This window comes from Bacillus arachidis (genome assembly GCF_030285945.1).
Classification (GTDB): domain Bacteria; phylum Bacillota; class Bacilli; order Bacillales; family Bacillaceae_G; genus Bacillus_A; species Bacillus_A arachidis.
In genome coordinates, this window is the sequence record NZ_CP127376.1 from 2,776,544 (window position 1) to 2,802,404 (window position 25,861).

28 protein-coding genes, 1 tRNA gene and 1 pseudogene are annotated in these 25,861 nt (G+C 33.3%); 5 read left to right on the top strand and 25 right to left on the bottom strand.

Translation table 11 applies throughout. From position 1 onward, the window contains the following. The first annotated feature begins 385 nt into the window (after positions 1 to 385). Positions 386 to 550 carry a hypothetical protein gene (locus QRY57_RS15830; protein ID WP_286015514.1) on the top strand — a complete coding sequence of 55 codons (165 nt, stop codon included), beginning with the start codon at positions 386 to 388 and terminating at the stop codon, positions 548 to 550. 466 nt (positions 551 to 1,016) lie between these two features. On the opposite strand, the gene QRY57_RS15835 is transcribed toward QRY57_RS15830, so the two are convergent. Further along, complete coding sequence (locus QRY57_RS15835) at positions 1,017 to 1,961, bottom strand: helix-turn-helix transcriptional regulator (protein WP_286015515.1); 945 nt, start codon at positions 1,959 to 1,961, stop codon at positions 1,017 to 1,019. Positions 1,962 to 2,050: 89 nt separating this feature from the next. On the opposite strand from QRY57_RS15835, the gene QRY57_RS15840 reads away from it, so the two are divergent. After that, positions 2,051 to 2,488, top strand: coding sequence for a hypothetical protein (locus QRY57_RS15840; protein WP_286015516.1), 438 nt, complete (start codon positions 2,051 to 2,053; stop codon positions 2,486 to 2,488). 254 nt (positions 2,489 to 2,742) lie between these two features. On the opposite strand, the pseudogene QRY57_RS15845 reads toward QRY57_RS15840, so the two are convergent. The 10 genes and pseudogenes from QRY57_RS15845 to QRY57_RS15890 all read right to left on the bottom strand — a co-directional run. Then, positions 2,743 to 2,859, bottom strand: a pseudogene (locus QRY57_RS15845) (penicillin acylase family protein); the annotation flags it as partial. Positions 2,860 to 3,108: 249 nt separating this feature from the next. Beyond that, on the bottom strand, positions 3,109 to 3,951 hold the full coding sequence (locus QRY57_RS15850; protein ID WP_286015517.1) for an SDR family oxidoreductase: 843 nt from the start codon (positions 3,949 to 3,951) through the stop codon (positions 3,109 to 3,111). Between the two features lie 236 nt (positions 3,952 to 4,187). Next, positions 4,188 to 4,595 carry an immunity 22 family protein gene (locus QRY57_RS15855; protein ID WP_286017883.1) on the bottom strand — a complete coding sequence of 136 codons (408 nt, stop codon included), beginning with the start codon at positions 4,593 to 4,595 and terminating at the stop codon, positions 4,188 to 4,190. Between the two features lie 35 nt (positions 4,596 to 4,630). Then, the gene (locus QRY57_RS15860) at positions 4,631 to 5,131 is read right to left on the bottom strand and encodes an Imm6 family immunity protein (RefSeq protein ID WP_286015518.1); all 501 of its coding nucleotides are present in this window, start codon (positions 5,129 to 5,131) and stop codon (positions 4,631 to 4,633) included. Positions 5,132 to 5,144: 13 nt separating this feature from the next. Beyond that, positions 5,145 to 5,696: an SUKH-4 family immunity protein gene (locus tag QRY57_RS15865; RefSeq protein WP_286015519.1), complete on the bottom strand. Its 552-nt coding sequence runs from the start codon at positions 5,694 to 5,696 to the stop codon at positions 5,145 to 5,147. 40 nt (positions 5,697 to 5,736) lie between these two features. Continuing rightward, a complete protein-coding gene (locus QRY57_RS15870; protein ID WP_286015520.1) occupies positions 5,737 to 6,102 on the bottom strand; it encodes a hypothetical protein in 366 nt (121 codons plus the stop codon). A gap of 108 nt (positions 6,103 to 6,210) precedes the next feature. Continuing rightward, positions 6,211 to 6,567 (bottom strand): Imm3 family immunity protein, encoded by a 357-nt coding sequence (locus QRY57_RS15875; protein WP_286015521.1) that lies wholly within the window; start codon positions 6,565 to 6,567, stop codon positions 6,211 to 6,213. 120 nt (positions 6,568 to 6,687) lie between these two features. Beyond that, a complete protein-coding gene (locus QRY57_RS15880) occupies positions 6,688 to 7,053 on the bottom strand; it encodes a hypothetical protein (protein ID WP_208018793.1) in 366 nt (121 codons plus the stop codon). A 244-nt stretch (positions 7,054 to 7,297) separates the two neighbouring features. Further along, positions 7,298 to 9,868 (bottom strand): type I pullulanase, encoded by a 2,571-nt coding sequence (gene pulA / locus QRY57_RS15885; protein ID WP_286015522.1) that lies wholly within the window; start codon positions 9,866 to 9,868, stop codon positions 7,298 to 7,300. A 707-nt stretch (positions 9,869 to 10,575) separates the two neighbouring features. Next, the gene (locus QRY57_RS15890) at positions 10,576 to 11,022 is read right to left on the bottom strand and encodes a DUF7832 domain-containing protein (protein ID WP_208018791.1); all 447 of its coding nucleotides are present in this window, start codon (positions 11,020 to 11,022) and stop codon (positions 10,576 to 10,578) included. A 376-nt stretch (positions 11,023 to 11,398) separates the two neighbouring features. On the opposite strand from QRY57_RS15890, the gene QRY57_RS15895 reads away from it, so the two are divergent. Both QRY57_RS15895 and QRY57_RS15900 read left to right on the top strand, forming a co-directional pair. Beyond that, a complete protein-coding gene (locus tag QRY57_RS15895) occupies positions 11,399 to 12,217 on the top strand; it encodes an alpha/beta fold hydrolase (protein ID WP_286015523.1) in 819 nt (272 codons plus the stop codon). An 83-nt stretch (positions 12,218 to 12,300) separates the two neighbouring features. Next, a protein-coding gene (locus QRY57_RS15900) for an IS3 family transposase (protein WP_286015524.1) occupies positions 12,301 to 13,655 on the top strand; the annotation gives its coding sequence in 2 pieces (ribosomal slippage) (positions 12,301 to 12,754 and positions 12,754 to 13,655; 1,356 coding nt in all). A gap of 72 nt (positions 13,656 to 13,727) precedes the next feature. Here QRY57_RS15900 and QRY57_RS15905 read toward each other — a convergent pair. The 10 genes from QRY57_RS15905 to QRY57_RS15950 all read right to left on the bottom strand — a co-directional run bounded on the left by QRY57_RS15905 (position 13,728) and on the right by QRY57_RS15950 (position 20,932). Next, entirely contained in the window at positions 13,728 to 14,009 is a 282-nt protein-coding gene (locus QRY57_RS15905) for a hypothetical protein (protein WP_286015525.1), read from the bottom strand. 205 nt (positions 14,010 to 14,214) lie between these two features. After that, positions 14,215 to 14,679, bottom strand: a complete 465-nt coding sequence (locus tag QRY57_RS15910; RefSeq protein ID WP_286015526.1) for a GNAT family N-acetyltransferase — start codon at positions 14,677 to 14,679, stop codon at positions 14,215 to 14,217. Between the two features lie 263 nt (positions 14,680 to 14,942). Then, complete coding sequence (locus QRY57_RS15915) at positions 14,943 to 15,152, bottom strand: hypothetical protein (RefSeq protein ID WP_090690446.1); 210 nt, start codon at positions 15,150 to 15,152, stop codon at positions 14,943 to 14,945. A gap of 220 nt (positions 15,153 to 15,372) precedes the next feature. After that, positions 15,373 to 15,723, bottom strand: coding sequence for a hypothetical protein (locus QRY57_RS15920; protein ID WP_286015527.1), 351 nt, complete (start codon positions 15,721 to 15,723; stop codon positions 15,373 to 15,375). A 67-nt stretch (positions 15,724 to 15,790) separates the two neighbouring features. Then, a complete protein-coding gene (locus QRY57_RS15925; protein WP_026593195.1) occupies positions 15,791 to 16,186 on the bottom strand; it encodes an immunity 22 family protein in 396 nt (131 codons plus the stop codon). Positions 16,187 to 16,469: 283 nt separating this feature from the next. Continuing rightward, positions 16,470 to 16,751, bottom strand: a complete 282-nt coding sequence (locus QRY57_RS15930) for a contact-dependent growth inhibition system immunity protein (RefSeq protein ID WP_208018785.1) — start codon at positions 16,749 to 16,751, stop codon at positions 16,470 to 16,472. Between the two features lie 391 nt (positions 16,752 to 17,142). Next, complete coding sequence (locus QRY57_RS15935; RefSeq protein ID WP_286015528.1) at positions 17,143 to 18,030, bottom strand: DnaD domain-containing protein; 888 nt, start codon at positions 18,028 to 18,030, stop codon at positions 17,143 to 17,145. A 269-nt stretch (positions 18,031 to 18,299) separates the two neighbouring features. Further along, positions 18,300 to 18,644, bottom strand: coding sequence for a DUF2185 domain-containing protein (locus QRY57_RS15940; protein ID WP_286015529.1), 345 nt, complete (start codon positions 18,642 to 18,644; stop codon positions 18,300 to 18,302). A 304-nt stretch (positions 18,645 to 18,948) separates the two neighbouring features. Further along, complete coding sequence (locus tag QRY57_RS15945; RefSeq protein ID WP_286015530.1) at positions 18,949 to 20,418, bottom strand: TROVE domain-containing protein; 1,470 nt, start codon at positions 20,416 to 20,418, stop codon at positions 18,949 to 18,951. Positions 20,419 to 20,783: 365 nt separating this feature from the next. Next, positions 20,784 to 20,932 (bottom strand) — tRNA-OTHER (locus QRY57_RS15950). A gap of 437 nt (positions 20,933 to 21,369) precedes the next feature. Between QRY57_RS15950 and QRY57_RS15955 the strand changes: the two genes are divergently transcribed. Continuing rightward, complete coding sequence (locus tag QRY57_RS15955; protein WP_286015531.1) at positions 21,370 to 21,798, top strand: hypothetical protein; 429 nt, start codon at positions 21,370 to 21,372, stop codon at positions 21,796 to 21,798. 319 nt (positions 21,799 to 22,117) lie between these two features. On the opposite strand, the gene QRY57_RS15960 is transcribed toward QRY57_RS15955, so the two are convergent. The 4 genes from QRY57_RS15960 to QRY57_RS15975 all read right to left on the bottom strand — a co-directional run bounded on the left by QRY57_RS15960 (position 22,118) and on the right by QRY57_RS15975 (position 25,860). Continuing rightward, on the bottom strand, positions 22,118 to 22,813 hold the full coding sequence (locus tag QRY57_RS15960) for an endonuclease V (protein ID WP_286015532.1): 696 nt from the start codon (positions 22,811 to 22,813) through the stop codon (positions 22,118 to 22,120). Positions 22,814 to 22,939: 126 nt separating this feature from the next. Beyond that, on the bottom strand, positions 22,940 to 23,296 hold the full coding sequence (locus QRY57_RS15965) for an Imm3 family immunity protein (protein WP_286015533.1): 357 nt from the start codon (positions 23,294 to 23,296) through the stop codon (positions 22,940 to 22,942). Between the two features lie 387 nt (positions 23,297 to 23,683). After that, the gene (locus QRY57_RS15970; protein ID WP_286015534.1) at positions 23,684 to 25,645 is read right to left on the bottom strand and encodes a bifunctional metallophosphatase/5'-nucleotidase; all 1,962 of its coding nucleotides are present in this window, start codon (positions 25,643 to 25,645) and stop codon (positions 23,684 to 23,686) included. A gap of 65 nt (positions 25,646 to 25,710) precedes the next feature. Beyond that, the gene (locus tag QRY57_RS15975) at positions 25,711 to 25,860 is read right to left on the bottom strand and encodes a hypothetical protein (protein ID WP_243765382.1); all 150 of its coding nucleotides are present in this window, start codon (positions 25,858 to 25,860) and stop codon (positions 25,711 to 25,713) included. Position 25,861 lies beyond the last annotated feature (1 nt).

Below are 25,861 nucleotides of genomic sequence, written 5' to 3' on the forward strand. Positions count from 1 at the left end.
ACACAATAATATCCATTTAAATTAAAAATATACAAAGTAAGGATAAGTGTGTCACTCTACACTAAATGTTCTTTCGACTCCGTTTAATCTGCTTAAAACGCATTTCACACTTCTTAGCATCCTTCATTTTGTCCCTGCTTGAATTTGTTCTTTTTGATTTTTATCTATGCACGTAATGCTTTGTAGTTTTTCAGCTTTTTCATCGTTGTTTTAATAGAATTACCATAGGCTCATATGATACGCTTTCCCTCCGTTCATGCTTTTTATTTCAAAGGATTATTTTGTTTAAATTCTGCTTAAATTTCACTTAATTTAAATTAACTTTTTTTAGAATAAAAAGAAATTACTGTATAATTTAATCAGTTAAATTATAGGAGTGTTGAACATGCCTGATACATTGAAACTTATTATTTTTGTCCTGGCAGGATTTAGTGCAACCTTTGCATTGGTACGAGAATTTAAAAAGCCACAGAAAAACATATCTTTAATATCCTTTGAACTTTTAGTTCTTATAGGAGTCACCTGGTTGGTAACTAAGATTTTAATGTAACTTACCTAACAAATATTTCCGTTTTAATAATTCTTAACATTCCGGATGTAAAGTGATAATAAAGTTATTTAATTTCGATATAAATATATAAGAGCCTTGCTACATTTTTTTGTAGTAAGGCTCTTTAAAGTTGTTTAATTTCTATCCATTTAAATGTATTGGTACTCAAAAATCAATAATAAAGTTGTTTAATTAAATGTAGTGTAGTGCTTTGAGAAAAAAAGGATAAATCTTTTACAAAAAATATCCCCTAATTTCTAAACCAAGAGTAGGGGATTATGGCGTTTTAATAGACTTAGGAAGATAAATACAATTCGTTGCTAATAAGAACATCATTCGTTGTGGGTTTGAAATAAGTTTGATTATTTTTTATCTATTTTATGCTACAATCGCACTCCTTAGTTGAATAAAGGAACAATTATCTAAGCGATCCATCCTAGTAGTATAAAATTAAATGCAAATTAAGCTACAAGTTATTATATTTTGTTATCACTGATTTAGCCCTTTCAATAAGCCTATTTTTTATGAAATCAGGTTCTATTATTTCTGCTTCAGGTCCAATACTCCAAAGTAATTCAACATAAAACCACTCTTCTGAAGGGTTAATATTCTTTGTTATTTTCGCAGTTCCATCTGAATTATATTCCATATTATCTCTTAACCATGATATACTCTCAGCTTTTCTTTTTCCCTCTTTGCTTAAACTCACTTCGAGCTTTATGGGATTAGATTCATACCCAAAATACAACCATTCTTTAACATTCAAATGGATATTAGTGGAATGAGAGTCAGAATTAATAATTGTTTTTTTTATTCGATCTACTCTGAAAAGCCTTATGCCTCTTCTCATTCTACAGTAAGCAGGACAATACCAATGCCCGTTATATACATATAAGCCCGTAGGTTCTATCTCTCTATAGATTTCATCTTCTGTTGTTTCATATAAGATATTTACAGTTTTTTCTTCTATAGATGCATCATAAAGGTTTCTTAGCGTCTTTTTATCCACTTTAATATTTGGTTGCCACATCAAGATTTTGTCTCTAGTATTCTCAATTGCATCGGAAGTTTCCTGAGGAATCATATTGAATAGTTTATTTAAAATTACTTCATATGAAGAAGAAAAAGGAGTGGAGCCAACATATTGCATGGCATCTATTGCAAAAAATAAAGCTATTATTTCATCCTCACTAAACCAAATGGGAGGGATCATTTTATTTTTTAGTGTACTAAATCCTCCATTTCTACCTCTTTCTGAATAGACTGGAAAGTAAATTTCACTTAGCTCCTGTATATCTCGGAGGATTGTTCTCTCTGAGACTCCTTCGGATTTAGCAAGTTCCTTTGCAGTGATGGAATTATTATTGTTTAATGCCAGCATGATTCTAATGATACGTTTAGTCTTAGACATTTAATCACCTTTTTCAAAAAATATGACAAAATCTGTCTTATTTATAGTATAAGCTAATTTTAAACCTAGTGAAGGAGGCTAATACAAAAATGAATACCATCGAATATATTACTGAAGCGAAAGAAGTTTTATTTTCACGTAAAAACTTAAAAAATGAAGAGCTATCTGCGAGATTAATAACCGATTACATTGTAAGTAATGGTGTAGTTTACGAGAATATAGGCTCTTGGGTTGATGATGTAGTGAGAATTAAACTTAAAAAGTTGGAGGAAGAAACAACTTACCTAACTCAATCAAAGAAATACAACTTTAGATGTGTTGAATACCGAAAATATGAATATGATCCATCGCAAAGAGAGGTGCTTCATGTTCTTGAGAAAGAAAGTACTTCTGATTTACTACCTCATCTTTTAATTTTTAATCCTGCTCTACAAGGGAAGCCATTAAAAAGATGTGCATCAGAAATAGATGAAGATCGGGAAATATTTGTTGTATATTATTTAGATGATTGCGAATGTGCAAAATGAAGTGTATGCTAAAAAGCCTACTTTCTCGGTATTGAGAAAAGGCTTTTATTTTTCAGAACTCACATTTAAAAATAAATGTACATTAGTTCTCCTTAAATTATATATTGATCATTCTCTTTATTCATTATTATTTATTCTACAGCTATAAATTAAAGACTTAAATTAGTAGCATGTAGTCTATTAAAAAGTACATTCTTTTCTTAAAGCACTATAAAAACGACTTTACTGTAAATTAAACAACTTTTTTGTCACTTAACACCGGATACTAATCTTCTACTTAAATCCATCTGAAACAAACAATCTTCCGCTTGAACATTCCCTTGTGAAAAATATAAACCATGCTCGTTCTCAGCTTTAAATTGTAGTGAACCACTAATCTTTCAATAGTATATCTTTCTCATTTGTCCCAACTTATTCATCTTTATCTACATTGTAAAATTGAAGGACTTCCACTTTACTCAATTGAGATTTGAAACCATAATCAATTGGACCCCATTCTTGAATTACTTGTCCATTTCTGTCAATTTTTCCTCCTCCCTGTTTAAATTGTATACTTCAAACTTGACTCAAGCCAACTTACAACAAAGAACAATAACAATTAATATTAGTTTTGTAAGTATTTAGCCATTTACAATTTCCCCACCATTCACGTGCAGAATTTGCCCTGATATGTATGATGCATCGTCGGAGGCCAAGAATACATAAGCAGGTGCCACTTCAAACGGTTGACCGGCTCGCTTCATAGGAACATGATCTCCAAATGTGGCAAGCCATTCTGGGGGTAAGGAAGATGGAATTAATGGAGTCCAAATTGGTCCAGGGGCCACACCATTCACTCGAATCCCTTGCGATGCCAGTGACAATGACAGCGAACGTGTAAATGAAACAATAGCCCCTTTAGATGCCGCGTAGTCAATTGCATCTTGATCTCCATGATAGGCACTAAGGGATGTTGTATTTATTATGGAGCTCCCTGAATTCATGTATGGCAAAGCAGCTTTCGTAAGTATAAACTGAGAAAAAACATTTGTGTGAAAGGTACTTGCTCGTTGATTCGAATCTACATCAAGTAGACTGTTCCTTATGTATAGTACACCAGCATTATTCACCAAAATGTCAATACGGCCAAATTGGTGAATTGTTTGCATTACTACTTGTTGGCAATGCTGCTCATACCTAATATCACCTGGAATGGTAATGCAACTACGCCCGTACTTTTTGACATAGCACTCCGTTTCTTTGGCATCACTGTGTTCATTTAGGTATGAGATTGCTATGTCTGCACCCTCTTTCGCGAAGGCTACAGCGACAGCTCTCCCAATTCCACTATCCCCACCAGTTATAAGCGCTACCTTATTTATAAGCTTACCGGCTGGTTTGTATTTTGGATTATCAAATATAGGTCTGGGTATCATTAATGATTCAATGCCAGGTCTACTTTGTTGTTGAGGCGGGAAACCCATCACATACACCCCTCTCAGCATTTTTCTATAATGTATTATGATATCTAGGAAAATATATCCTTTTCAAAAATTAAATAGGGGAGGTTTTCATGCGTTCATACTCTCCGAATATTTCTAGTAGCCTTAAATTTTTCATTAAAGATTAAACGAAAAATTTAAAACACACTTATTATGCTTTGAGCGTTTCACCACATTATAAGCAGCAAATACTTTGATTATAAATGTCTTAACCAATATTATTCTTCCCACTCTTCATAAACAACTGCGCCAGCAAAAACAAGATGTCTATTTTCAATAGCGTTCGCTTTTTCATTCGCTTCGTTATATTCAAAATCATAAACTCTAATCACTGTGTTATAACTCTCTAACATATGTTCCCCATAATAATCTGTGAATTGAGATATAATCTTTTCATAATAAGATGCGCCTTCTAATAACAACTGTATAGAGGTAGTTGAAATATCAATAAATGTGATTTCTAATAAGTCTTCATTGTAATCTATAAAATCAATTTGAAAATCTCTCATAAATTGTGATGGGATTCTATCTCCCTGTTCATCAAATTTTATTTCCACATACTTTTGCAACATTTCTTTACTCTTGAAATTCCCTAGCCATAGAGACATGACACCTGGATTTTCGATATTAAGCCCCCCTCAAACTTTTAAAATTTCACATTTCATAAAAAGCTTTTTAGATATTTCATAAGACTTTCTTTGTCTACTCGTTCAACCTTTTCACAATACATAATAAACTTCTCTACTAATTCTTTGTTTGTACTTTTAATTTCATAAAAATTATCTGAAAAATGTTGTACTAAATCTCCATCTACATTCTCGATTGGAGAAGGTAAGTACTTTTCTTTTTGATGTAAATATGCTTGCCAATCCGTATAAGCTACTGCATCAACAATACAATTCCAAACAGCCTCTTGCGAATTTTCCTCATCCATTTGCATATGTATAAATAATCCTGAGAACTCTGTTCCATCATCTAGTAAGTAATAGATTTCATCTCCAGGCTTTTGTTTATATACAAGCCACTCCCAACAAATCATCAACGCTTCTTTCGCTTCTTCATATCCAGAAGAGTGTGATAGTAAATCGATTACTGTTTCACTTAATCCTAATAGGAAACCTGCTTGGTTATCAGCGTTTAAATTTTTAAAACGATTTAACAATGAGATTCCTCCGTTATTCAGTTAGATTTTCAAGTTCCTCAAACCAAAACGCATTCTCCTCTACAGCCTTGGGATCGATACGCCTTACTTCATTTTCAAACCAGATACGCACTGATTCTGGAATTTCATTATCTAAAAAAGCAAATTCACCATTTAAATAAATCGCTTCATCAATTAACTTAGAAAACAATAGAAGGCTTTCTGCAAATTGATGAATGGAAGAGTTCATGAAGATTTCTTCATAGTTGTTGTCGTGATGTAAATAAACTACCTTATTTGTTCTTTCATTAATACAAAGAGGATCTCCAGAACCAGTCGTACCTATCAACCAATAAAACTCAAAGTCTTTTGGCATACCAAATTTTCGAGTTATATTCTGCATTGGTTCAGTTGCATAATCAAACTCTATAAATGGAGCAGCCGATGCCGGAAGACCCGCTTCGCTTAAAAACCTTCTTGTATCAATAGATAAATTTGTATGCCGTAACATATCTCGATCTAATTTCTTTAATGGCCCGTGTCTTTTTTCATTCCATCGATCACAAAATTCTTTAGGTGAAATCATCTAAATACCCCCTTCCTTCCATGCAAATATAGCTTTTCGTCTAGCAATCATATGCCTCTTCCATTCTATTGAAATCAATCATTTCCCTAATCGCGAACTCAAGCCATTCCCAAAAATCACCGAATTCCTTTCTCTGTTCATATCCTGCTGTAGCGAAGTCATGAATCACTTGAACCTTTTGTCCTTTTCCAAATTCAAAGCAGGCAATGTCATCATTATCATCTCTTCTAGCAAAAGGAACTAATTTTCTATTTGGATACCTTTTTTTCAAATCAAGAAAGCGTCTAGTTGCCTGTACTGATTCCATCATATACCATAAATCAAAATCAACTAAATATAATTCAATTGCCTTTTTATATGATTGTGGATATTCAAACCCCTCTATCTTAATAAAATAGCTCTCCATTCAAATTCCCGCTTTCTAGTTTATTTTTAGCAAAACAAAGATAAAGCTTCTCTCCTAATCATTTACCTTCAAATACTTTTTCTTCAGCAAGAAAGAGAATAAATCGTATTATTCTGCTGAAGGATTATAATCAATCTCTACTTTTCCAAAACCTTCCAATACTTTATGTATTCTGTTAGATAAATCTCTTATTTCTTCTTGAGTTAATTCCTCCATTGCATCTAGTGGATTAAACTTGCTTAATCTCTTTGTTATACCTTTTATATATCCAATAAAAACTTTATCATGAGTTAACAATATTTCACCTATAACTACATCGGCAATAACGTCTTCTATTTTCCCTAGATTTATATATTCATCAGCGGCCCTTGCTATTGCATATCTATATCCTCTATTTAAAGCTAAAAAATCATTATAGACTTCATTGATACCTTCAAACAATTCATTGTATTCCCAGTTTTCCATTTCACATTCCTCCATTAGGTATTCATTATCATGGATACTATTTATTAGAACACAAAACACCATTTAAACTATTATGATGTAAAAAAACAGCAGAGTTTATAATATCTCTGCTGTTTCCTATTATTTAACTTCTAACGTGAACCAATTATTTAATGAATAGACAAGCGTTACCAAACAGCCAATTACACCAAACCAAATAACATTAGGATCAATCTTTGAACCAAATAATACTGCTATTAACGATACCATAAACAATAGCATCGCTAGACCATTAATCTTAATTTCGACTATATCGCCACTTTTCACTTGCTTTTCTTTACTTCCAAAAAACAATTGATTTGCTTTTAGCTTTGCTTCTTTTACATCAGAAGGAAGCGTATACTCTTCATTATTTTCTAATTTCATTACCACTTCATTATCTACTTTTAAAGCTACTCTTGTAGCTCCGCCCATCATTCCTGTTGCCCTTATTACTTTTATACTCATCTCAAACTCCCCTTAAAATGTTGTCCGTTTAATAAAAACCTTCCCACTCTTCAGTTTAGTATATTTTCTACAATTTTTCATCTTTTTTCCATGATTTATATTATCATATTTGGATTTAATTTATTAATAGGAGTATGAGTGTTTCTACCTTTTACTTTATAGCCTATAACTAAATAACCTTTTGCACTCCTGTGATGTAGGTAATGTTAGTTTCAAGCAAGATTTCCTTTTACATCCTCTATTCTTATTTAATCGGTTTCTCTGTTTTTAAAATAAATGAACTTAATGCAGGAACCTTCATCTTATTATCATGGAATACATACAGCACTTTACTTCCTGCATGTTCACCATCTACTAGCACTTTCCAAGGACCTTTTGATGGAAGATTTATTTCCATAGCTTCTCTATTTGCATTGTGAGCTACAACAAAATATTCATTTTTATTTCCATTTGCTTTGCTATCAATTGTGTAAGCTACAACATTTTTTGGCGCATCCATGAACGTTACATGTTTTTTAATTTGTTCAGCAGTTGTCATGCGAAAAGCTGAATACTTGTTACGCAGCTCAATTAACCCTTTCATATACTCTACTTCTTTATCAAATGCTGCACGGCGCACCCAATCCATCTGGTTAATCGAATCAGGAGATTTGTAGCTATTATGGTCACCATATTTTGTACGCATGAACTCTTGCCCTGCATGCAAGAATGGAACCCCTTGCGATGTTAATATGATAGAAGAAGACAACTTATGCATTTGTTTACGTACTTCTTCACTATCGCCAGGATTCGTCAACTCAAGCTTATCCCATAATGTATGGTTATCATGTGCTTCAACATATGTCAGTACTTGTTCAGGATCCTGATAAGTAGACACCTTTTTATCATAATCAAGACCAGCCGTAATTCCTTTTTTTATGCGTTCTTCCATGTTTTGCATTCCGTTCACAAAACCATTATCCTTATCTCCAAATACGCTTCCTTTCAATCCGTCACGAATATCGTCATTAAAATGAGCGATTCCGTTCATTTTCTCCGCATTTTTTTGATTTGCTTTTAACTCAGGCGCAAGAGGCGTATTTAAATCCCAACCTTCTCCATGAAGAATAATAGAAGGATCAATTTGATGAACCGCTTTACGTATCGCATTCATTATTTCAACATCATGAATACCCATCAAATCAAAACGGAAACCATCTAAATTATACTCTTTCGCCCAGTACACGACGGAATCTATCATAAATTTCCTCATCATCTTTCGTTCAGAAGCTGTATCATTCCCTACACCTGTTCCATTTGCGAGTGAGCCATCCTCATTGTAACGATAATAATACCCTGGAACTAACTTGTGGAAATTAGATTCAGCCGCACTGTACATATGATTATATACAACGTCCATTACAACACGAAGATTATTATCATGAAGTGTTTGAATCATCTGCTTTAATTCAGTAATTCGAACAGTCGGCTCATAAGGATTAGTAGAGTATGAGCCTTCTGGTACGTTGTAATTTTTCGGATCATATCCCCAGTTATATTGTGGTTCGTTTAATTTTTCTTCATTTACTGAAGCATAATCAAATATCGGTAAAAACTGAACATGAGTAACACCAAGATCTTTAATATGATCAAGACCTGTTTTTACGCCTTCTGGTCCCCTCGTTCCTTTTTCTGTTACACCAAGATATTTCCCTTTATTTTTAATACCACTTTCAGGTTGAATGGAAAGATCACGCACTTGCAACTCATAAATAATAGCATCTTCCGGGTTTTTAAATTTCGGCTTTTTATTCCCCTTCCAATTTTTCGGATTTGTTTCTTTTAAATCAACGACTGCACCTTTATCACCATTCACAGAAGCAGCACGCACATATGGATCAACGGCCTCAGTCCATTTGTCCCCAATCTTCACCTTATATGTATAAAAAAGACCTTTTTGATCACCTGTAAGTTTTGCAGTCCAAGTTCCTTTTTCACCTTGATCCATGCTTATTTCAGTACCTTTTTCATCATTCCATTTTTTATAAGTAACCAACTTTGCCTCGCTCGCAGTGGGAGCCCACAAACGAAACTTGGTTTCCTGTGGCGTATAAATATTCCCTAAATCATTGCCATCATAATAAAATAAATGATCAAATTCCTCGCTACGGATTACTTTACCAATTTCAGTATTAGCTTCAATGGAATTTCCCATTTTGATTTTGTATGTTTTTTTCAAGTCAAGATTCTTTTCTGTAATGATTTTAACCTTATTGGTAATATCTCCATTATTTGTGTCATAAGGATTAACTTTCTCAATGTTAACGCCGTCAATTTCAATTTTATGCTCCTTAATATTGAATGGAACATTAGTAGTCATAGTGATTTCATTGAAGCTATCAATGGTCGCTTTCTGAATAGCAAGTTCAGAAGATGGCTTAGAATCATATACTTTATCATCGCCCGAAAGAACCCATACTTCAGCACGACCATCCTTAATATTTTCAATCCAACGATCACCACCGTCTTTTTCCCATTCATTCGTACGAACTATAAATCCAACACGATTATAATCACCATCTATTTTTACTTTAGCATACTTACCAAACTCATCTTCCCCAGTAAATTCATAGAACCTGCCACTCGCATTTTCGGTCCACATCCAAAGGTTCCAATCCTTTGCATTTCCAACCTTCTCCTTATAATGAATGATAATTTCCGTTGTTTTCGCATTTGATTCTGCTTGTACACTCTGAAAAGAAAAACCAGGTAATAGCATAGCAATTACAGTAAGTAATAAAAACGTCTTGTTTATTAATCTTTTTGTCATATACACTCCATTCACCCTTTCCTACAATATTATGAACCATTCATTATGAGTAACACTGCATAAGTTAATCTAGAAATCGCTTTTATACCACCTCCGTATTGAATGTTTATACTTATTTCCAATGATCTTTTGATAGAAAAATCAAAGGTAGAAAGGAATAAGAAATCAACGAAAACGTTTGCATTAAATGTCAAAAAAAAGACTTACTTATTCCTCCTTATATCTCTAGATATCAAAAAATCATGGAAAACATTCTAAAGAAAACGTTTGTTATCGCTTTCAATTTTATAGCACGAACTATAAAGAGGTCAATATATTATTAATTTTCTGTTTTTACCCTATGTACATATTGTTAACATGTAAAGTTGTAACCCATTGAAGATAGTAAGCATGGGAATATTTTGACTTTGAAACTTCATCTCAGCGTCAACACATAATAAATTTCTCCCACTTTACATAATAAAAGCTCTCCTAAATACATTCACGTATTTAGGAGAGCTTGGAATTACATTATTTTACAAGCTTCATGTATTGAATCCTCTTTCTTTATAACTCGCTTGTATTAATTATTTCTTTTCAAAATAAGCGATAATTCTTCCATCGCCAGGGTACACGCCATCCCATCCATAAGGGAAACAACGACTAATCTTAAAGATCGTTATGTCCCTCTATTTCTTTAACTTTAAGCGGTAAATTTTTTCGATAATAAGTTGTTACAGTTTCCGTATGTTATTTTTCCAATTGAGATAGCTATAATCAACCTCTTCTTTTAATTCAAAATAGTTTTCCCAAGTATCTTGTGCATGATAAAGTGTCTCGCCTGCACCTACAAAAACATCCCTATAGTCATATAGATATTTCCAGTCATTATCACTATTAAAGTAATACATTGCAAATTGATTACCCTCATCATTTAACATGTCATCTGCAAGCACACCACCCCATTTTATATAGATTTGCGTGCCAGTCATTTGTCTAAGATTAAATTTATTAATGTCATCTCGAGATTTTTCTTCAAACGCTTTACTAAATAAATGATTTTCAATAATCCATCCAAGAAACATACCAGTATGTACATATGCTTGTTCAATTGGCAAATCCTCTGGAAGATCATCAAAATAGTACTTTGCTTTATCATAAATCACGATGCCCAACTCCATTTCATACCCTATTTTTTCTATTCTACCAAAAATAAGGTATGAATAGGAAAATATATCTATATCACCATAACTAATCTTCAAAACATACAACTATAATAAAAATCTCATATAAGAAATTCGTTGTCACAAAAGCGAAACATACATTAAATGCTCATAAATAACTGTGGAGAGATAAAATTTTAGTTTTGGGGTATTTTTAATCCCACATGATTTCAAAACAACAATTTGAGCGTAACTGTAAACTATGGTGACTTTGTTTCTTAGTTAATTTCTGCGTTTTATATCATTCGCCAATCATATACAGTAAAGGTGACTACCAATTATAAATCGCTTATTCATTTTGTATAATAAATGAGAAAAAGGAGAGATTTTACAAATGACTGTAGTGAAGAACGGAACATTGCAAGTACCTGGAGCGAGTCTTTACTATGAAATCAGAGGAAAAGGACCTGTACTTCTAATGATCCATGGCGGTGGTGGTGACGCTGATAAATTTCTTAAGGTCGCTAATCATCTTGCTGATTGGTATACAGTTGTTACCTACGACCGCCGTGGCCATTCCCGCAGTAAGCTTACCAATCAAACTGAAGATTACTGCGTGGAAACACATAGCGACGATGCTCACCGCCTGCTAACTAAACTGACCGATGAACCGGCATACGTATTTGGAAGCAGCTCTGGTGCTGTTATCGGACTTGATCTGTGCATACGCCACCCAAGGCAGATAAAGCTACTAATCCCTCACGAACCCGTCTTATTGCAAATTTTATTCGGTGATGAGCAGGTGCAGGCTAGAAAATTCATGGAAGACCTTAAGAAAAATCATAAAAGTGAGGTCATAAAGTTATTATCGAAGTTAGGAGCAGAAACTAGCAATCTAAAACAACTGAATGATGTGCAAGAAAAAAGAATGCTTAGTAATTCAACGTATTTCGTTGAGTATGAAATCCCTGGCATCCTCAATTATTCACTAGATATCGATGCATTGCAAACTGCATTAAAATCTTCATCGATGCGGGTACTTCCAGCCGGTGGAAGTGATTCACGAGATTTTTTCGCTTATCGCTGCGCGGTCGCATTAACAGAACAATTAGAAACAGAAATTGTAGAGTTTCCAGGGCATCATGGAGGCTATAACACAAGTCATCATAAAGAATTTGCTGAGAAATTACACGCGATTTTTCGTTCACATTAATAAAGACAAATAAAAACTAGCAAAATTGAACTGCACCCCAATTGTTAGACACATAATCTAACAATTGGAGGTGCAGTTTTTCTATGGCTAAATTTACGGCTGATGAAAAAATACACATCGTTCTACGTTATTTGAACGGAAATGAAAGTTATCGAGAAATTGGTAAAGCGATCGGCATAAGAGACACAGTAATTTTGAATTGGGTAAACCAATATAAGCAGAATGGTGTGGAAGCTTTCCTAAAACGGTATACAAATTACACACAACAATTTAAACTAGACGTACTAAATTTTATGATTGAAAACGGTACGTCCTTAATTGAAACGGCAGCTATCTTTAACATTCCTGCCCCTTCAACGATTATTGTTTGGAAAAAACAACTCGAAACACAAGGAATTGGTGCCCTTCAATCAAAGAAAAAGGGGCGTCCATCCATGAAAAAAGTGTCGAATAAACAATCAAGACAAGCACCAGTTGAAGGATCAGTCGAAGCACTTGAAGCACGTATTAAACAGCTTGAAATGGAAAATGAGTACTTAAAAAAGTTGAATGCCTTAGTTCAAAACAAGGAAAAGTCACTAAACAGGACAAAGCGCAAGTAGTCTATGAATTAAGGCATAAATATTCGGTGAAGGCACTCGTGGAGCTAGCTGATATTCCACGAAGCACGTATTATGATTTAGTGAAGAAAATGAATCGTCCGGATCTAGATACCGATTTGAAAGCTGAGATTAAAGCGATTTATGAGGAAAATGAAGGGCTTTATGGCTACCGTCGCATTCGTGATGAGTTAACGAATCGTGGTCAGAAAGTGAATCACAAGAAGGTTCAGCGCATTATGAAAGAGCTTGGATTAAAGTGTGTTGTGCGTATGAAAAAATATAAGTCTTATAAGGGGAAATCCGGTAAAATTGCACCAAATATTTTAGAGCGCAATTTTAATGCAAATGCCCCGAATCAAAAATGGGTAACAGACATCACAGAGTTTAAATTGTTTGGAGAGAAACTTTATTTATCACCTGTATTAGACTTGTATAACAGTGAAATTATTACATATACAATTGGCTCTAGACCGACGTATTCACTTGTTTCAGAAATGTTAGAGAAAGCATTAGAACGTTTACCTGAAAATCACCAGCTACTGATGCATTCAGATCAAGGGTGGCATTATCAAATGAAACAATATGTCCGTACACTTGAATCAAGAGGTATTGTGCAGAGTATGTCTCGAAAAGGAAACTGTTACGACAACGCAGTAATGGAGAATTTCTTTGGGATCATGAAGTCGGAATTCCTCTACATAAAAGAGTTTGAAAGTGTAGAGCATTTTAAAATAGAATTAGAAAAATATATAGATTACTATAATACGAAACGGATAAAGGCAAAATTAAAAATGAGCCCGGTGCAATACCGGACTCACTTTTATCAAGCTGCCTAATGAAATAACCGTGTCTAACTTTTAGGGGTCACTTCAAATGAAATTTGCTAGTTTTTATTTATTTCGGGACTACTATTCATCAGAATCATCCCCAAACTTTACATTGTCGATTGCTTCCCTGTCTTTTGCAATCCCGTCTATAGTCCCAATTAAATTTCTTACCATCTCAAGTGTAATCGATTCTTCCTCCTCATAAATTTTTATACTTGCTCCCATTGAAAGTAATTCCTCAGCAAATCCCACCAAAGATTTCAATTGATCTGCATCACTGTAGTTACATTCCATTACAGGCTTTTCTATTTTCATCTTTTGTTTGATTTCACTTATCGATTTAGATGTTTTTTTTCTAATCAAAGAGAGATACCTATTAGAATTCGAATTATGACGCACTACTAGACTCACGGTAACCAACTCTACTACCCTCCGTGTAATGATCATTTTGTATTTCAGTTAGATAGAAGTTTTTATAAAAAAGATTGATTATTTTCAGATTCAAATTATTCAATGCAAGCTACCTATTGTATATAAAGTTACTTTGACACACTATCCAGTATCTTTCTTAAATGACCTTCATCATATTTATATTTGTAATTTCATAACCCAACTTTTCATATAACCCACGTGCAATTGTGTTATGACCAAAAACATGAAGACCAATTTTATTCATTCCTAATTCTTTAGCAATAATTTCAATTTCTTTCATTGCTTGCTTACCATACCCTTTTCCTCGGTGTGGCTCATAGATTATAAAATCAAAAATATAGCCTTGATCTGGATTTGTAGTTGATGTTTTTGCAATCCAAATCATTCCGACTAGTTGTTGGTCTTGAAAAATAGAGTACAAGTAATTCAGCTCAGATTTCTCATCTTTAGGTAACAGTCTAGAAAATTCTTTTTTAGATAGATTGATTGCCTCATCTTCACTCCAGTTTCCTGAAGTAACTTTGTTTTTTGCATAGTTCTCAATTGCACCAGAAATGTATAGTTGAAATTCTTCTTTATTCATCGGTTTTAATGTAATCACTTAATCTCCTCCTACTTTAACGTGATTGAGCTAGTTTATATAAACAACAAGTTCCAATGCTCGCTACTGCTAGCAGTTGAAATAAGCCTAACGACTTAAAGTTGTCATTATTATATAATAATTCAAAAAATATATCGAATGAGTGAAGCATTGTATCTTTTTTTGCAAGCATTTTGACTTTCATTCAAATTAACGCATAATATAACAGGAAGCATAACTTTGCATAAAATGCAGGTTTATGCTTCCAATAAGTTAACATTAACTCACTTATTAGTACAATTCTTAGGTTCTTTAAAAAAGTTAGATGCAATGCAACAAACTATTCCAGTAATTAGAATACTATATTTTACCATTTCACTTGTATGCTCAAATAAATTAATTCCATTAATTACATTAAGCATTACAAGTCCCCAAAACACTTGAATTGCTCCAAAACCTAATAATATTTTTCCTGTTCGAGAAAATTTTTTCATAGCCTTCCACCTTCCATATATATGTAAATTTTATCATGAAAACCCCAAAATGAATGACTACAAAATAAACTTTCTGCAAGTTTATGGGTTATTTTGAAGGGGAATTTTGTAATGTTAGACCTTACAAACGATATTTTGATGCAAAGTTATGGGTTATTGGTATGCAATTTTATGAGTTAAGTCACACATAAAATTAAATTTACTCAAGAACAAAGAGGATCTAAAATATGAGATTCTCTTCAATTCCCTGTATAATGCTCCAATCTACGCCGTCTTCTAACTCATTTTCAAGTTCTTCTAATAAGCAAATCCCTTCTTGTTCAATACCCGCGTCATATCCATAAATCTCAAAATATCTTTTCTTATATTTTGTATACCAATAATATGATGTACTATATATGATCGAATGTTTCGCTTCTTTTCCATTTAAATTCATTGTAGTATGCCTTAAAAAATCATAATAACTCCAAAACTCTTTTAATCTCTCATCACTAAACATCTTACTAGGCACCTTTTCTACTTTGTCTCGTTGCATGAATTTCGTTAATTCCAACTCTTTTATTATTTCCATTCAGTTATCCCTTTCCGTCCTTGTTCGTGTTTATTATATTCCGATTCTTCCATTGAATCTAATGTCTTTACCACCTATCATCAAAAATTACAGTATATTGAGCAACACCAATACACTCCAATTCATTATTTTTATATGTAATCTTTGTTTTTCTGGCGTTATATTCAAAATTATAAACTAGAATTGCTGTATTACATTCTTTATTAAAATTTCTGTTCTCAAATTGTTCAGTAAATTGTTCATAATATGAAAAGCCCCTCAATAAATCTTGAATATTATTTACCGGTGATTGGCCAAACCATTTCTTTTCAACTAAATCACGATCATAATAACCTAAGTTAAAATGTTGTTCGAATATAGAGGGTATACTATCTCCATCTTCCGTATATTTAATATTCGTATAGTTTATAAGCTCATCGTTACTCTCAAAATTCCCAATCCATACTGTTACTTTTTCATTCATCTTATCCCCCCTTTCATTCTCTTGGAAAAGTGCTTTTTCGGTTCTTTAATTTATCTTTTCTATGAAATGTACTATTTCGCTTAAACCATAATAGACTTTTATCGAAACTAGCTAACTCTCAATTTATAGGTTCCCTGCTAACATGAAAAGGATCCACATGATTCTCTTCTAATAATTCCTCAAATTTCTCTGTTTCGTATTTTAGAAAATATTCATATTCTGACTCCGAAATAAAAAAGGCTAGCAAAAGATGATGCCAAATTTTGGTCACTTTATAATATATTTAATTCAATTCTAAATTATCCAAAACGCTCTGAATTAACCATTTTAGTTTCTCTTCATTCATCTTTCTCATACCATATTTTTTAACGAATCCCTGAACCATATCCCAATTCTCTAGGCGCAAAATTTGCTTTAACTCTGTCCGAAGTTTTTTACGATACTCCATATTTTCAACCAAGTTAAAATCTTTAATAATTTTATCCAATTCATCATAATCCGCACTTACATTAAAATAGCATTCAAGAAAATATTTAAAAGTTTCAAATTTCAATTTCCGACTCAAGTTATCGCCTCTTACTAAAACTTTAAATTTGAAAATCAATCATAGCTCATAAAACTATTTCAGAATTAGCTATATCCACTTTTTTAATACACGTATAATTTCTAATACCTTTTTAATTGATATCTGTTAAGGTAATATGTTAATAATTTACCTTAACAGGACTTTTTGAAAATTTAAGTGTTCTTTTTATTTCCTTACTCCCTTCGTACACTGGTTAGTAAAAAACATGTAATTATCTTCTGATTTTTAATCCCACCACTTTTCCTCATCAGAAACCCATATATTTTTCTGTAAGTCAAATGATTGATAAGCATCATGAAAACCACAATCAGTTCGCTATCAAAAAGCAAATATTCTAATACCATTTGTTCCGCCTCGATATGTTGAACACTCACGGCTGCCATCCATCCTCCTGCAAGAACTTCTGTAATTCTTCCTCAGACGGTACATTCTTCTTCCACTCTTCACATTCCTCCAAAAACTTCTCCGTTTCATAAAGAAGCGACGGCTCTTTCTTTCGAAACTTAACTGCCGCTCCCTCTACTTCACTGAGCTTCGTATATCCTTTCCTATGCCAATCTCGTAAAATCCCCTTCACATAAGCAAGCGTCCGCTTATTATTTTCATAGGCAATCTGAAGTGCATTTAGTACAAGCTCCTCCGACAAATCTGTAATCCATTCACTTAATTCCTTCGCTGCATATGATGACAAACTACCGAAATTTTGTTCATAAAATGTGTATACACTGCTACCTGGATTCACTTCTTCTACTTCTACGTCTACTTCTATTTCTTCTTCTACCTCATTCACTTCACATTCTTGAACAACTTCTTGCGGAATCATATCAGATGCTTCAACAGGCATTCCGAAATGCTCTAGCAATAACGGAATATTCAACTCTTCCTTGAGGCATCTTTGAAGAAACATATGTACAAACTCTTTATTTTTCACAGTCTTTAACTCACGTAACACACACTTTTCTATGTTTGTATTCGTAATTGGGTTATAACGTAACCAGTTCAAAATATATAATTCCTTCGTTTTCGCATCAAATAAGATCTTTCCATACGCAATAAACCGCTGCAACAACTTCTCAACCGTTTCACGATTATACCCCGTTTCCATCTCTACCAAACGGAGTGGCAGTGGGTAAATTCCGCATTGTCTCGTTTTCGAACATGTCAGCAAATACATATAAAAATAGCGCTCCTCTGGCGTTAAATCCAGCACAAACTCATCTTGCCAAAAATTCACCTGTACACTCCGGTATACTCCCATATTTCTTCCTCCCATCCTTTAATGGTAAATATAGAATTGGTTACTCCTTCTATATATAGGATTGCAGGCAGGAATTTGGTGAATTTATTTTATAATTTTCACTAGTACTAGAATGTTACTTTTTTATTTTTTGTAGTAGTTCTTGTAGTTGTTTTTTCTTTTGTTTATTTAATGATTTATTACTTGGCAGGGGGTTATTAGGGGCTTATAAGGGGCTTCTTTTATTGTCATCTGCTGAAGAACTTCTAAAATAGTACTGCATAAAAAAATTAATTTTGTTTGATAACTTCATTAATTGTCACTTCTTTATCAGTGACTAAATCATAAAATCCTATATGAACTCCTTCTTCATATAACCAGCATAGATCCGTTCCATAAGGAGCTGCAAAAATCTCAAACATTACAGGAGCAATTTTAAAAATAGATTCCGCATTTAAGATGATAAAATTTTCCGCATGATTCACATATTCATCGGTATCATCTATAGAATACAAATTCCAGCCATTTAATTGCGGGATAGAACCTTTTTCTCTAAATGAATATCTAACTGGTTTTCCAGCAAGAATATTTTTTGAAACGACAAAACCACCATACTCACTGTTACTTATTTTCATTTTCAAACTCCTTAATACTGGAATTGACAGCATGTTTTAATAGAATTTCATAAACTAGTTTCATCTTATCAGTAGGCCATTCATTGTTTGTTACTATCCAGTTACTTTTGTAGTTAATCTATCCTCACCAAGATTAGCTAACGGCTCAAATCATAAAAATAGAGAAGCAGCTCCAGGTAAACCTGCTTTAATTTAGAAACTCATCGGTTCCTTAAGATAAAGATTATGAATTTCTTTTTATTGCATCATCGTTAACTGGACCTGCTATTATTCCGTCTTCTAAACGAAAAGAATGTAACAAAAATTATTGATAATTTTCGATAGCTGAAATAAGAGAACCTGTTCCTTCTTCTGCATAATGAATAAAGTCCAAACATTTTTCACTCCAGCCACCGATTAAATTTGTTTTCTCTCCTACGAATTGTTGGTTACCGTAACTATTCAAATTGAAAGAGTGAACCCAAACATCAGGATTCATTTCACGACGATATGTTTCAAGAAGAATTTGTGAAGAATTGTCTCCATACCTATCTCCGTACACTTGCTCATCCGAGAAGACAAGAATGCGGTCAACTTTGATTTTGTTATCTAATAAATATTGGATAGAAAGATGTAAGTTTGTTCCATATCCATGTTTATTAACTTCTGATAAAAATGTGTTCATGTTCTCTAAAATAGCAGAACGGGTAGAAACATTTATCGCTTTGAAATCAGTTGCGAATACAGATGTAATCGAATTATTACAGAAGGAGTGTGCCATTGCCATCATGAGTGTAGCAATATCTGCACATTTAACGGTCCCATCTTTCGAAACAGGATAACATGTCATAGAGCCTGAGATATCTGCTGTCATAAATGTTGTTCCTGATAACCTCGGCATATTTGTAACAGATGCTTCAATGGCGTCATTCAATACATCTAATAATCCGCTTCCTGCTTGTGGTAATTTTTCTTGTACAACACGATAGGCTGAAAAAAAGCGAAATGGTAATTGTTTTGATTTTTTTACTCGCTCAGGATCGCGAAGAATGTTATATACTGTATCAATATTTGATGCACCTGAATTTACGATATTGCGAAGGTTACGAAGTAAGGCCATATACCCCACTTTACCGCTATCAATTAATTCTTCCCATACTTCTTTTTTGTTTCCCTTTTGAGAAAGCTGTGTTTCCCATGTGAATGGTACTTGTAGTGTATTTTCTAATAAACGTTTATAAAGTTCGTAACGTTCTGTTCCTTTTTTTGCAGATGGGCTAACTAAACGGAATACATCTTTCAATGTAACATCTTTCCCTGTGCGGTTGTATTTTGCTAATTGATATTCATCAAATGTAGAAAAGGCATCTGCTAATCCTTTTTTCAAAGAGTTTGGGATTGGATTTTTCCGACCATATACCCCTAATTGATATGCCATCATTTCTGTTACATCATCAGGACGCTGTGCAATACGAGAAATTGTTTGACGAGCATATTTACGACCTTCAGGGTGGTTTGCGAGTTCCACTGCTAATACATGTGTAACAGAGCGCATATAAAACACTTCACGTGCATAGACTGCTAAACTCGCAACAAATCTAGGGTCTCTGTCCATGATTTGTTTTGCAATAGTAACTAATTCTTCACTGTTGTCTCCATAAAATTTAGGTTCAATAAAAAAAGATGTTAATACCATCGTTACTAATTTATCTTTATCATACATTTTATAAGCTGTTCCGCCCTCTTTTGTATACGTTTGACGGCTTCCTTGAGAAGAATGATTAAACTTTGACATTATTATCTACCCCCAGATGTTTTTTTGACACGACTGGTTGAAATACAAATAAAAAAGGCAACGTATATACGTTGCTCTTTTCACTCATTCCTAACACTTAAGAAATATTCAAAACAGGAATCGAATCCCACAAACACAATCCCTATATGATGTAGTAACTCCTACCTTAGTGTTATGAATCAAAGAAAAGTACGAACTCGATGCGGACCTCCCCGCATCGATTAGGATCGAATCTATAACATTTAATATTAGTAAACGAAATATGAGCTATCTACACTGTTCCTGTTATATATAATGTTTAAAGATTTGGGAGATAAGCGAAAAGGCTCATTACGTCGCTCTACCACTGAGCTACCTCCCAAAATTGGAAGGATGGGATTCGAACCCACGACCTACGGCTTATCAGGCGAAGAAATCCTTCTCTACACTGCCCAAATCGATTAAATATGAAGTATTAAAAAGGGAGATAGGCGGAAAGACTCAATATGTTGCTCTACCAAACTGAGCTACTTCCCTGATGTTTAGAAAACATCAGGGAAGGCAAGGATTCGAACCTGCGACCTACCGCGTGACAGGCGAAGAAATTCTTTCCTACACTGCCCTTTTCTTTTTGCTACTTATTAACTTCATTATACTCGTTAATTAAATATTTGGCAATTATTAGTACTTTTGAAAAATTTTATCTTTTTTATCTATAAATCTTAAAGTTTCTGTATTTCACAATTTAAGTGAATTAGATTATATGAAAATAATGTGCTAGACTAACTAGCAGATATACAAATTTTACATAAAACACCAATGAGATATACCTAATAAAACAAAAATGTATCCATCCTTGCATAAAGATTTTAAAAAAGAAAAAGTTTTCATCCTTGCTAAATATGGTATGTATTATTTTTCTTTCAAAAGATATTAATTATTCCTAAGACAAGAAGCTAGGAGATGTTAGATATGAAATATTTTGTAATAGAAGATGATGAATTATCAGAATGCGGTGAAGAAACAATATATATTTTTGAACATAGTAAAGGAAAAAGAAGTTACGATACGATTAAAACCTTGGAAGATTTTGCAGCAAGGTGCCAATTCATTGAACGAAGAAATATGCATTGGTTTTGGTATAAAGGAAAACACATTGAAGATATGCCTATGTGGGAATTTGAAAAAAAATTTAGAGCCGAACAAGAAGAACTGAAAGCAATATCCCCAGAAGAATTCACAAAATTAAGAAACAGATATGCTCCTCTTATTAAACCTATCGAGTTCCCTATTGAAGGAATCAGAAGCGCTTATGCTTATGAACCAGAATGGAATGATGAATTTTTTGTTATGGAAACGGAAGAAAGTTATTTTGCCGTTTATTGGTTTACAACAACTTAAAAATAGGTTATATAAAAAAGCAACAGATTCCTATCCTAAAGGACTTTCGGGTCAGGATGTCGAGGCTTGGGTATTCCAGCTGCTAGTTTTCTACTACTAATATGATAGTGAATCAATTAAGTTCCTCGAAGTCCCTGTACATCATACCCCTTTACAAGTATCATCATTAACCAAAGTACTTAGTGTTTGATACTTACCTTCAATTTCTTTGCATCAAAAAAAGAGCAAATGTTTCTTATTCGAAACATTTGCTCAATCATTGTCATAATATATGTTCATCTAAAGAAGTGTCTTTCTTTATTAGATTTTGAAACTATATTTACTTTTCTATCTTTGAAAGTTCCTCTCTCCTCGCTTCATGAGTAGCTAAATCTGCGTATCTTGTTGTAATAGGTAAACGACTATTATTTTCTACAAAATGCAAAACAACATGGGTAGCAGTATCTAAATCGATCCAATTACCACAAGAAACAAAAATTGGTTTTACATTTTCTCTAGTTCTTAGCGTTCTTCCATAAACTTCTTCATTTACAACGATCTCAGTATACGAACCTACTTCGTTTTCAGGTTCAGTAAAATCAACATTATTTATTTTTAAGTACGTTTTGGCTACTCCAATAGTTGGCTTTTTTAAATAGAAAGATGCATGCGTTGCAATCCCCATATGACGATTATGCAAATAACCATTTCCATCAAACATATATAAGTCTGGAAAACTTTTTAATTTTTTAACTGTATCAAGCACTAATGGTAATTCTCTAAATGCTAGATAACCAGAAATATAAGGAAACTCAATTTTATCTATATGATGAACTTCTTCAATAATTGCCTTTGTAAGATAATCGAACACAACAATACAGCAGACTCCATAGTCAATTCCCTCATTAGACCAATAAGCAATATCTATTCCCGCTACTAATTTTATATCTTCTAGTTCAAATATATTTTTTAAAGAAATGTTACCTGATAATTGTTTTTGCAGTTTCTCTAACTCATTTATATCGTGTTTTTTCATAATTTTTCACCCGAATTTTTCACATAGTCCAAATCTAATAGTTAGCTCTTTTTTCTTCAACAATGTGATCATTTTTATCCCAAATCCTATACTGTATTTCTACTTTTGAGAAGCCGTTTCTCCAAACTATCCAGCATATGGATTATAATCAATTTCTACTTTTTTTAAACCTTCCAATACTTTTTTTATTCTATTAGATAAATCCGCGATTTCCTCTTTAGTTAACTCCTCTTCCGCATCTAACGGGTTAAACATACTTAAACACCTTGTTATCCTTTCAACAGTACCAACGAAAACTTTGCCATGAGTAATTAAAATTTCTCCTATAGCAGTATCCCTCACAACATCTTCTATCTCACCTAAATTCCAGTATTCATCGACTAGTCTTGCTATTGCATCTCTATATCCTCTATTTAAACTAAAAAAATCATTATAGTCCTCTTTGATCGCTTCAAATAATTCGTTGTATCCCCAGTATTTCACTAAATCTCCCTCCATCCAAAAATATTATGGCTTAATCCCTTATTGTAATCTTAAAATAAAAAACACTTGTTACCTATAAAAGACAATCAAGTGCTTTTTATTTACTTATATGAAAACACCTTTAGCTTTGTTGATTCCCGCATTGATATCAATTAATCGATGGTACTTCAATGGCGTATACCCCTTGCTCAGCACTAAAACTTACAACTGTAACATCCCTATTAGAATACAAATCCAAACATTTATATAAACAATATTTTAGTTTACTTACCTTATATAGCCGTACTTTTGAATACTGGGCCAGTCAATTCTTCCTTAAAATATAATAGGGAATGTACTTTCAAAATCAATTATTACTTCTTCCCTTTCCCTAAAACAATCTAAGTATTAGATTTCCACTATATTTTCAATAACCCTATTTAGTTTTTTATAAAATTCACCTTTTGTTTTTACATGTTTAAACTGATCTGGATTAATATGAGCCTTTTGAGAGAGTGCTACAATCTCTTCTTTTGTAATTGAATCTTTAGTATTTATAGATGCTATATTTGTATATTTTCCATCTTCTGTTTTTGGAATTTCTAAAATCCCTTTATTTACGAGATTCACTACAGCCTTATGCTCTGAAGAATGTGTGTCTACACCGGTAATTTTCCAATTATGCATAACTTTTGGCGTGTATACACCATTCTTTACCTCTTTTAAATATGTAATAGCAAGATTACGAATGGTTCCACCTGTTTCGCCAAAGGCATTCTCTTGTTTAGATGACCAAATCTGTTCAAACTTACGTCCCTCTAAAGCCCCTCCTTTCGCTTGAAGAGCCTCCATTCTATATGCATTCATTCCCAGAGTCATAACATCGCTCATTTTGATTGGTTTATTTGTACGAATAGATCGCAAATTTGTAATTCGGCTTCCATATGGTTTTGTTAAGTCAATTTCGTATTTCACGCCTCCGAAGAAGTCGTTCGTACTGTATTTAGACGCACGGCGTGTTTTATCAAAGCTAACTGTTACATCTCCGGCACGGGATGTGTTAAAATACCCCGCCGCCCACTCCATATAATCTTTTAAATCTTTTCCAGTTATCTTATATACTGTAATTTCTCCCAAGGCATATTGGTAATTATACGCAATATCTTTCTTCTTAATAGGACCTACATCTAAACGAGCATAATCGTTATCAATTTGGTGGGCTACTACATCTGCTTTGCTGTAATAAAGCATAACCTCATGAAAAAAATCTGATAAAGGTGTCTCTTGAATTTGCACACTTGGAATACCCTTTATTTCATTTTCAGGAACAAGATTTCTCCCCTTTAATTGAGCGACTACAACATTTGCATCTCCTCTCGCATACTCGTGAAAAGGTGTTAATGTTTCTTCAAGTGCAGGATCGGATAATACCGTTGTTCCATCAGCATTTTTTACAGGTAAAGTGGTAGCTGTTTTATCTTTTAAAACCAGCTTCCCATCTTGCTTTGTAAAAGTAAGGTCAATACGTGAGATATGCGTACCATATTTATCTGGTTCTGTAATAATAACACCATTTACAACTTCTTTTTTAACAAGTTTATGCATATGAGCTGCAAAAATAGCGCTTAGTTCTGGACAGGCATTTGCAATATCTTGAACCCCAGTACCAGGGATGCCATTCTCATTTTCTAGTCCCATATGCATAACCCCTACCATTACATCTACTTTGCCTTCTAATTCTTTAATTACCCTTTTTGTCTCTTCTACTGGATTTTTCACCACTAAACCAGCCAAATGATCTGTCCCTTTTTCAAAATCACTAATCATTGGTGTATTCATGCCAATAACCCCAACTTTGATGCCACCTTTTTCAACTATCGTATATGCCGGAAGAAAACGCTCTCCATTCTCCTTGTAAATATTTCCTGCTAATGTCTTTCCTTTATATTGCTCACTAACTTTTTTCAATGTATCTAATCCAAAATTGAATTCATGATTTCCAAATGCCCAAGCATCATATCCCATTTCGTTCATTGCTACCATCATCGGAGACTGTGGCTTATCATTGAATAATTCTACTGAATTCCCTTGAATTGTATCTCCGGCATCTAATAATATGGTATTTGGATTTTCTTGACGTACCTTCTTTATAACCGTATAAAGCTGCGTTAAACTTCCACTCATATTAGCACCATCAAGTGCATAATCCCAAGGCATAAACCTACCATGAATATCTGCAGTACCTAATAATGTAATATTAACATCAGATTCCTCTGCTTTAGAGATAACTGGTTTGATTGTTATTGCTGCTCCAAGCAGTATAAAAATAACAAAATAACATACACGGCTCTTCCATCTCATTTTTGACATAATAACAATGTTTCTCCCCTTTTTGTACTGTCATATAGTGTCTTGAACTTTAAAAATGTAACTTATTATCCGGAAAACTTCAAGTCAATTGCAAGGAATGTATCAGATACTTCTACACCTAAGCTAATTAAGGCCTCTTTCACATTTTTCTTATCTTCACGTTTATAAATGTATTCTCCAAGAACTTGGTCTAATTTATCAGGCAAAACATTCACT

Bases quoted from the DNA above. Each gene is read 5' to 3' on its own strand.
- QRY57_RS15870 (WP_286015520.1), bottom strand. From the start codon at position 6,102: ATGGAGAGCTATTTTATTAAGATAGAGGGGTTTGAATATCCACAATCA.
- QRY57_RS15835 (WP_286015515.1), bottom strand. From the start codon at position 1,961: ATGTCTAAGACTAAACGTATCATTAGAATCATGCTGGCATTAAACAAT.
- QRY57_RS15895 (WP_286015523.1), top strand. From the start codon at position 11,399: ATGACTGTAGTGAAGAACGGAACATTGCAAGTACCTGGAGCGAGTCTT.
- QRY57_RS15915 (WP_090690446.1), bottom strand. From the start codon at position 15,152: ATGAAAAAATTTTCTCGAACAGGAAAAATATTATTAGGTTTTGGAGCA.
- QRY57_RS15850 (WP_286015517.1), bottom strand. From the start codon at position 3,951: ATGGGTTTCCCGCCTCAACAACAAAGTAGACCTGGCATTGAATCATTA.
- QRY57_RS15840 (WP_286015516.1), top strand. From the start codon at position 2,051: ATGAATACCATCGAATATATTACTGAAGCGAAAGAAGTTTTATTTTCA.
- QRY57_RS15945 (WP_286015530.1), bottom strand. From the start codon at position 20,418: ATGTCAAAGTTTAATCATTCTTCTCAAGGAAGCCGTCAAACGTATACA.
- QRY57_RS15970 (WP_286015534.1), bottom strand. From the start codon at position 25,645: ATGTCAAAAATGAGATGGAAGAGCCGTGTATGTTATTTTGTTATTTTT.
- QRY57_RS15935 (WP_286015528.1), bottom strand. From the start codon at position 18,030: ATGGGAGTATACCGGAGTGTACAGGTGAATTTTTGGCAAGATGAGTTT.
- QRY57_RS15830 (WP_286015514.1), top strand. From the start codon at position 386: ATGCCTGATACATTGAAACTTATTATTTTTGTCCTGGCAGGATTTAGT.
- QRY57_RS15875 (WP_286015521.1), bottom strand. From the start codon at position 6,567: ATGGAAAACTGGGAATACAATGAATTGTTTGAAGGTATCAATGAAGTC.
- QRY57_RS15925 (WP_026593195.1), bottom strand. From the start codon at position 16,186: ATGAATGAAAAAGTAACAGTATGGATTGGGAATTTTGAGAGTAACGAT.
- QRY57_RS15960 (WP_286015532.1), bottom strand. From the start codon at position 22,813: ATGAAAAAACACGATATAAATGAGTTAGAGAAACTGCAAAAACAATTA.
- QRY57_RS15890 (WP_208018791.1), bottom strand. From the start codon at position 11,022: ATGGAGTTGGGCATCGTGATTTATGATAAAGCAAAGTACTATTTTGAT.
- QRY57_RS15865 (WP_286015519.1), bottom strand. From the start codon at position 5,696: ATGATTTCACCTAAAGAATTTTGTGATCGATGGAATGAAAAAAGACAC.
- QRY57_RS15880 (WP_208018793.1), bottom strand. From the start codon at position 7,053: ATGAGTATAAAAGTAATAAGGGCAACAGGAATGATGGGCGGAGCTACA.
- QRY57_RS15955 (WP_286015531.1), top strand. From the start codon at position 21,370: ATGAAATATTTTGTAATAGAAGATGATGAATTATCAGAATGCGGTGAA.
- QRY57_RS15940 (WP_286015529.1), bottom strand. From the start codon at position 18,644: ATGAAAATAAGTAACAGTGAGTATGGTGGTTTTGTCGTTTCAAAAAAT.
- QRY57_RS15920 (WP_286015527.1), bottom strand. From the start codon at position 15,723: ATGGAAATAATAAAAGAGTTGGAATTAACGAAATTCATGCAACGAGAC.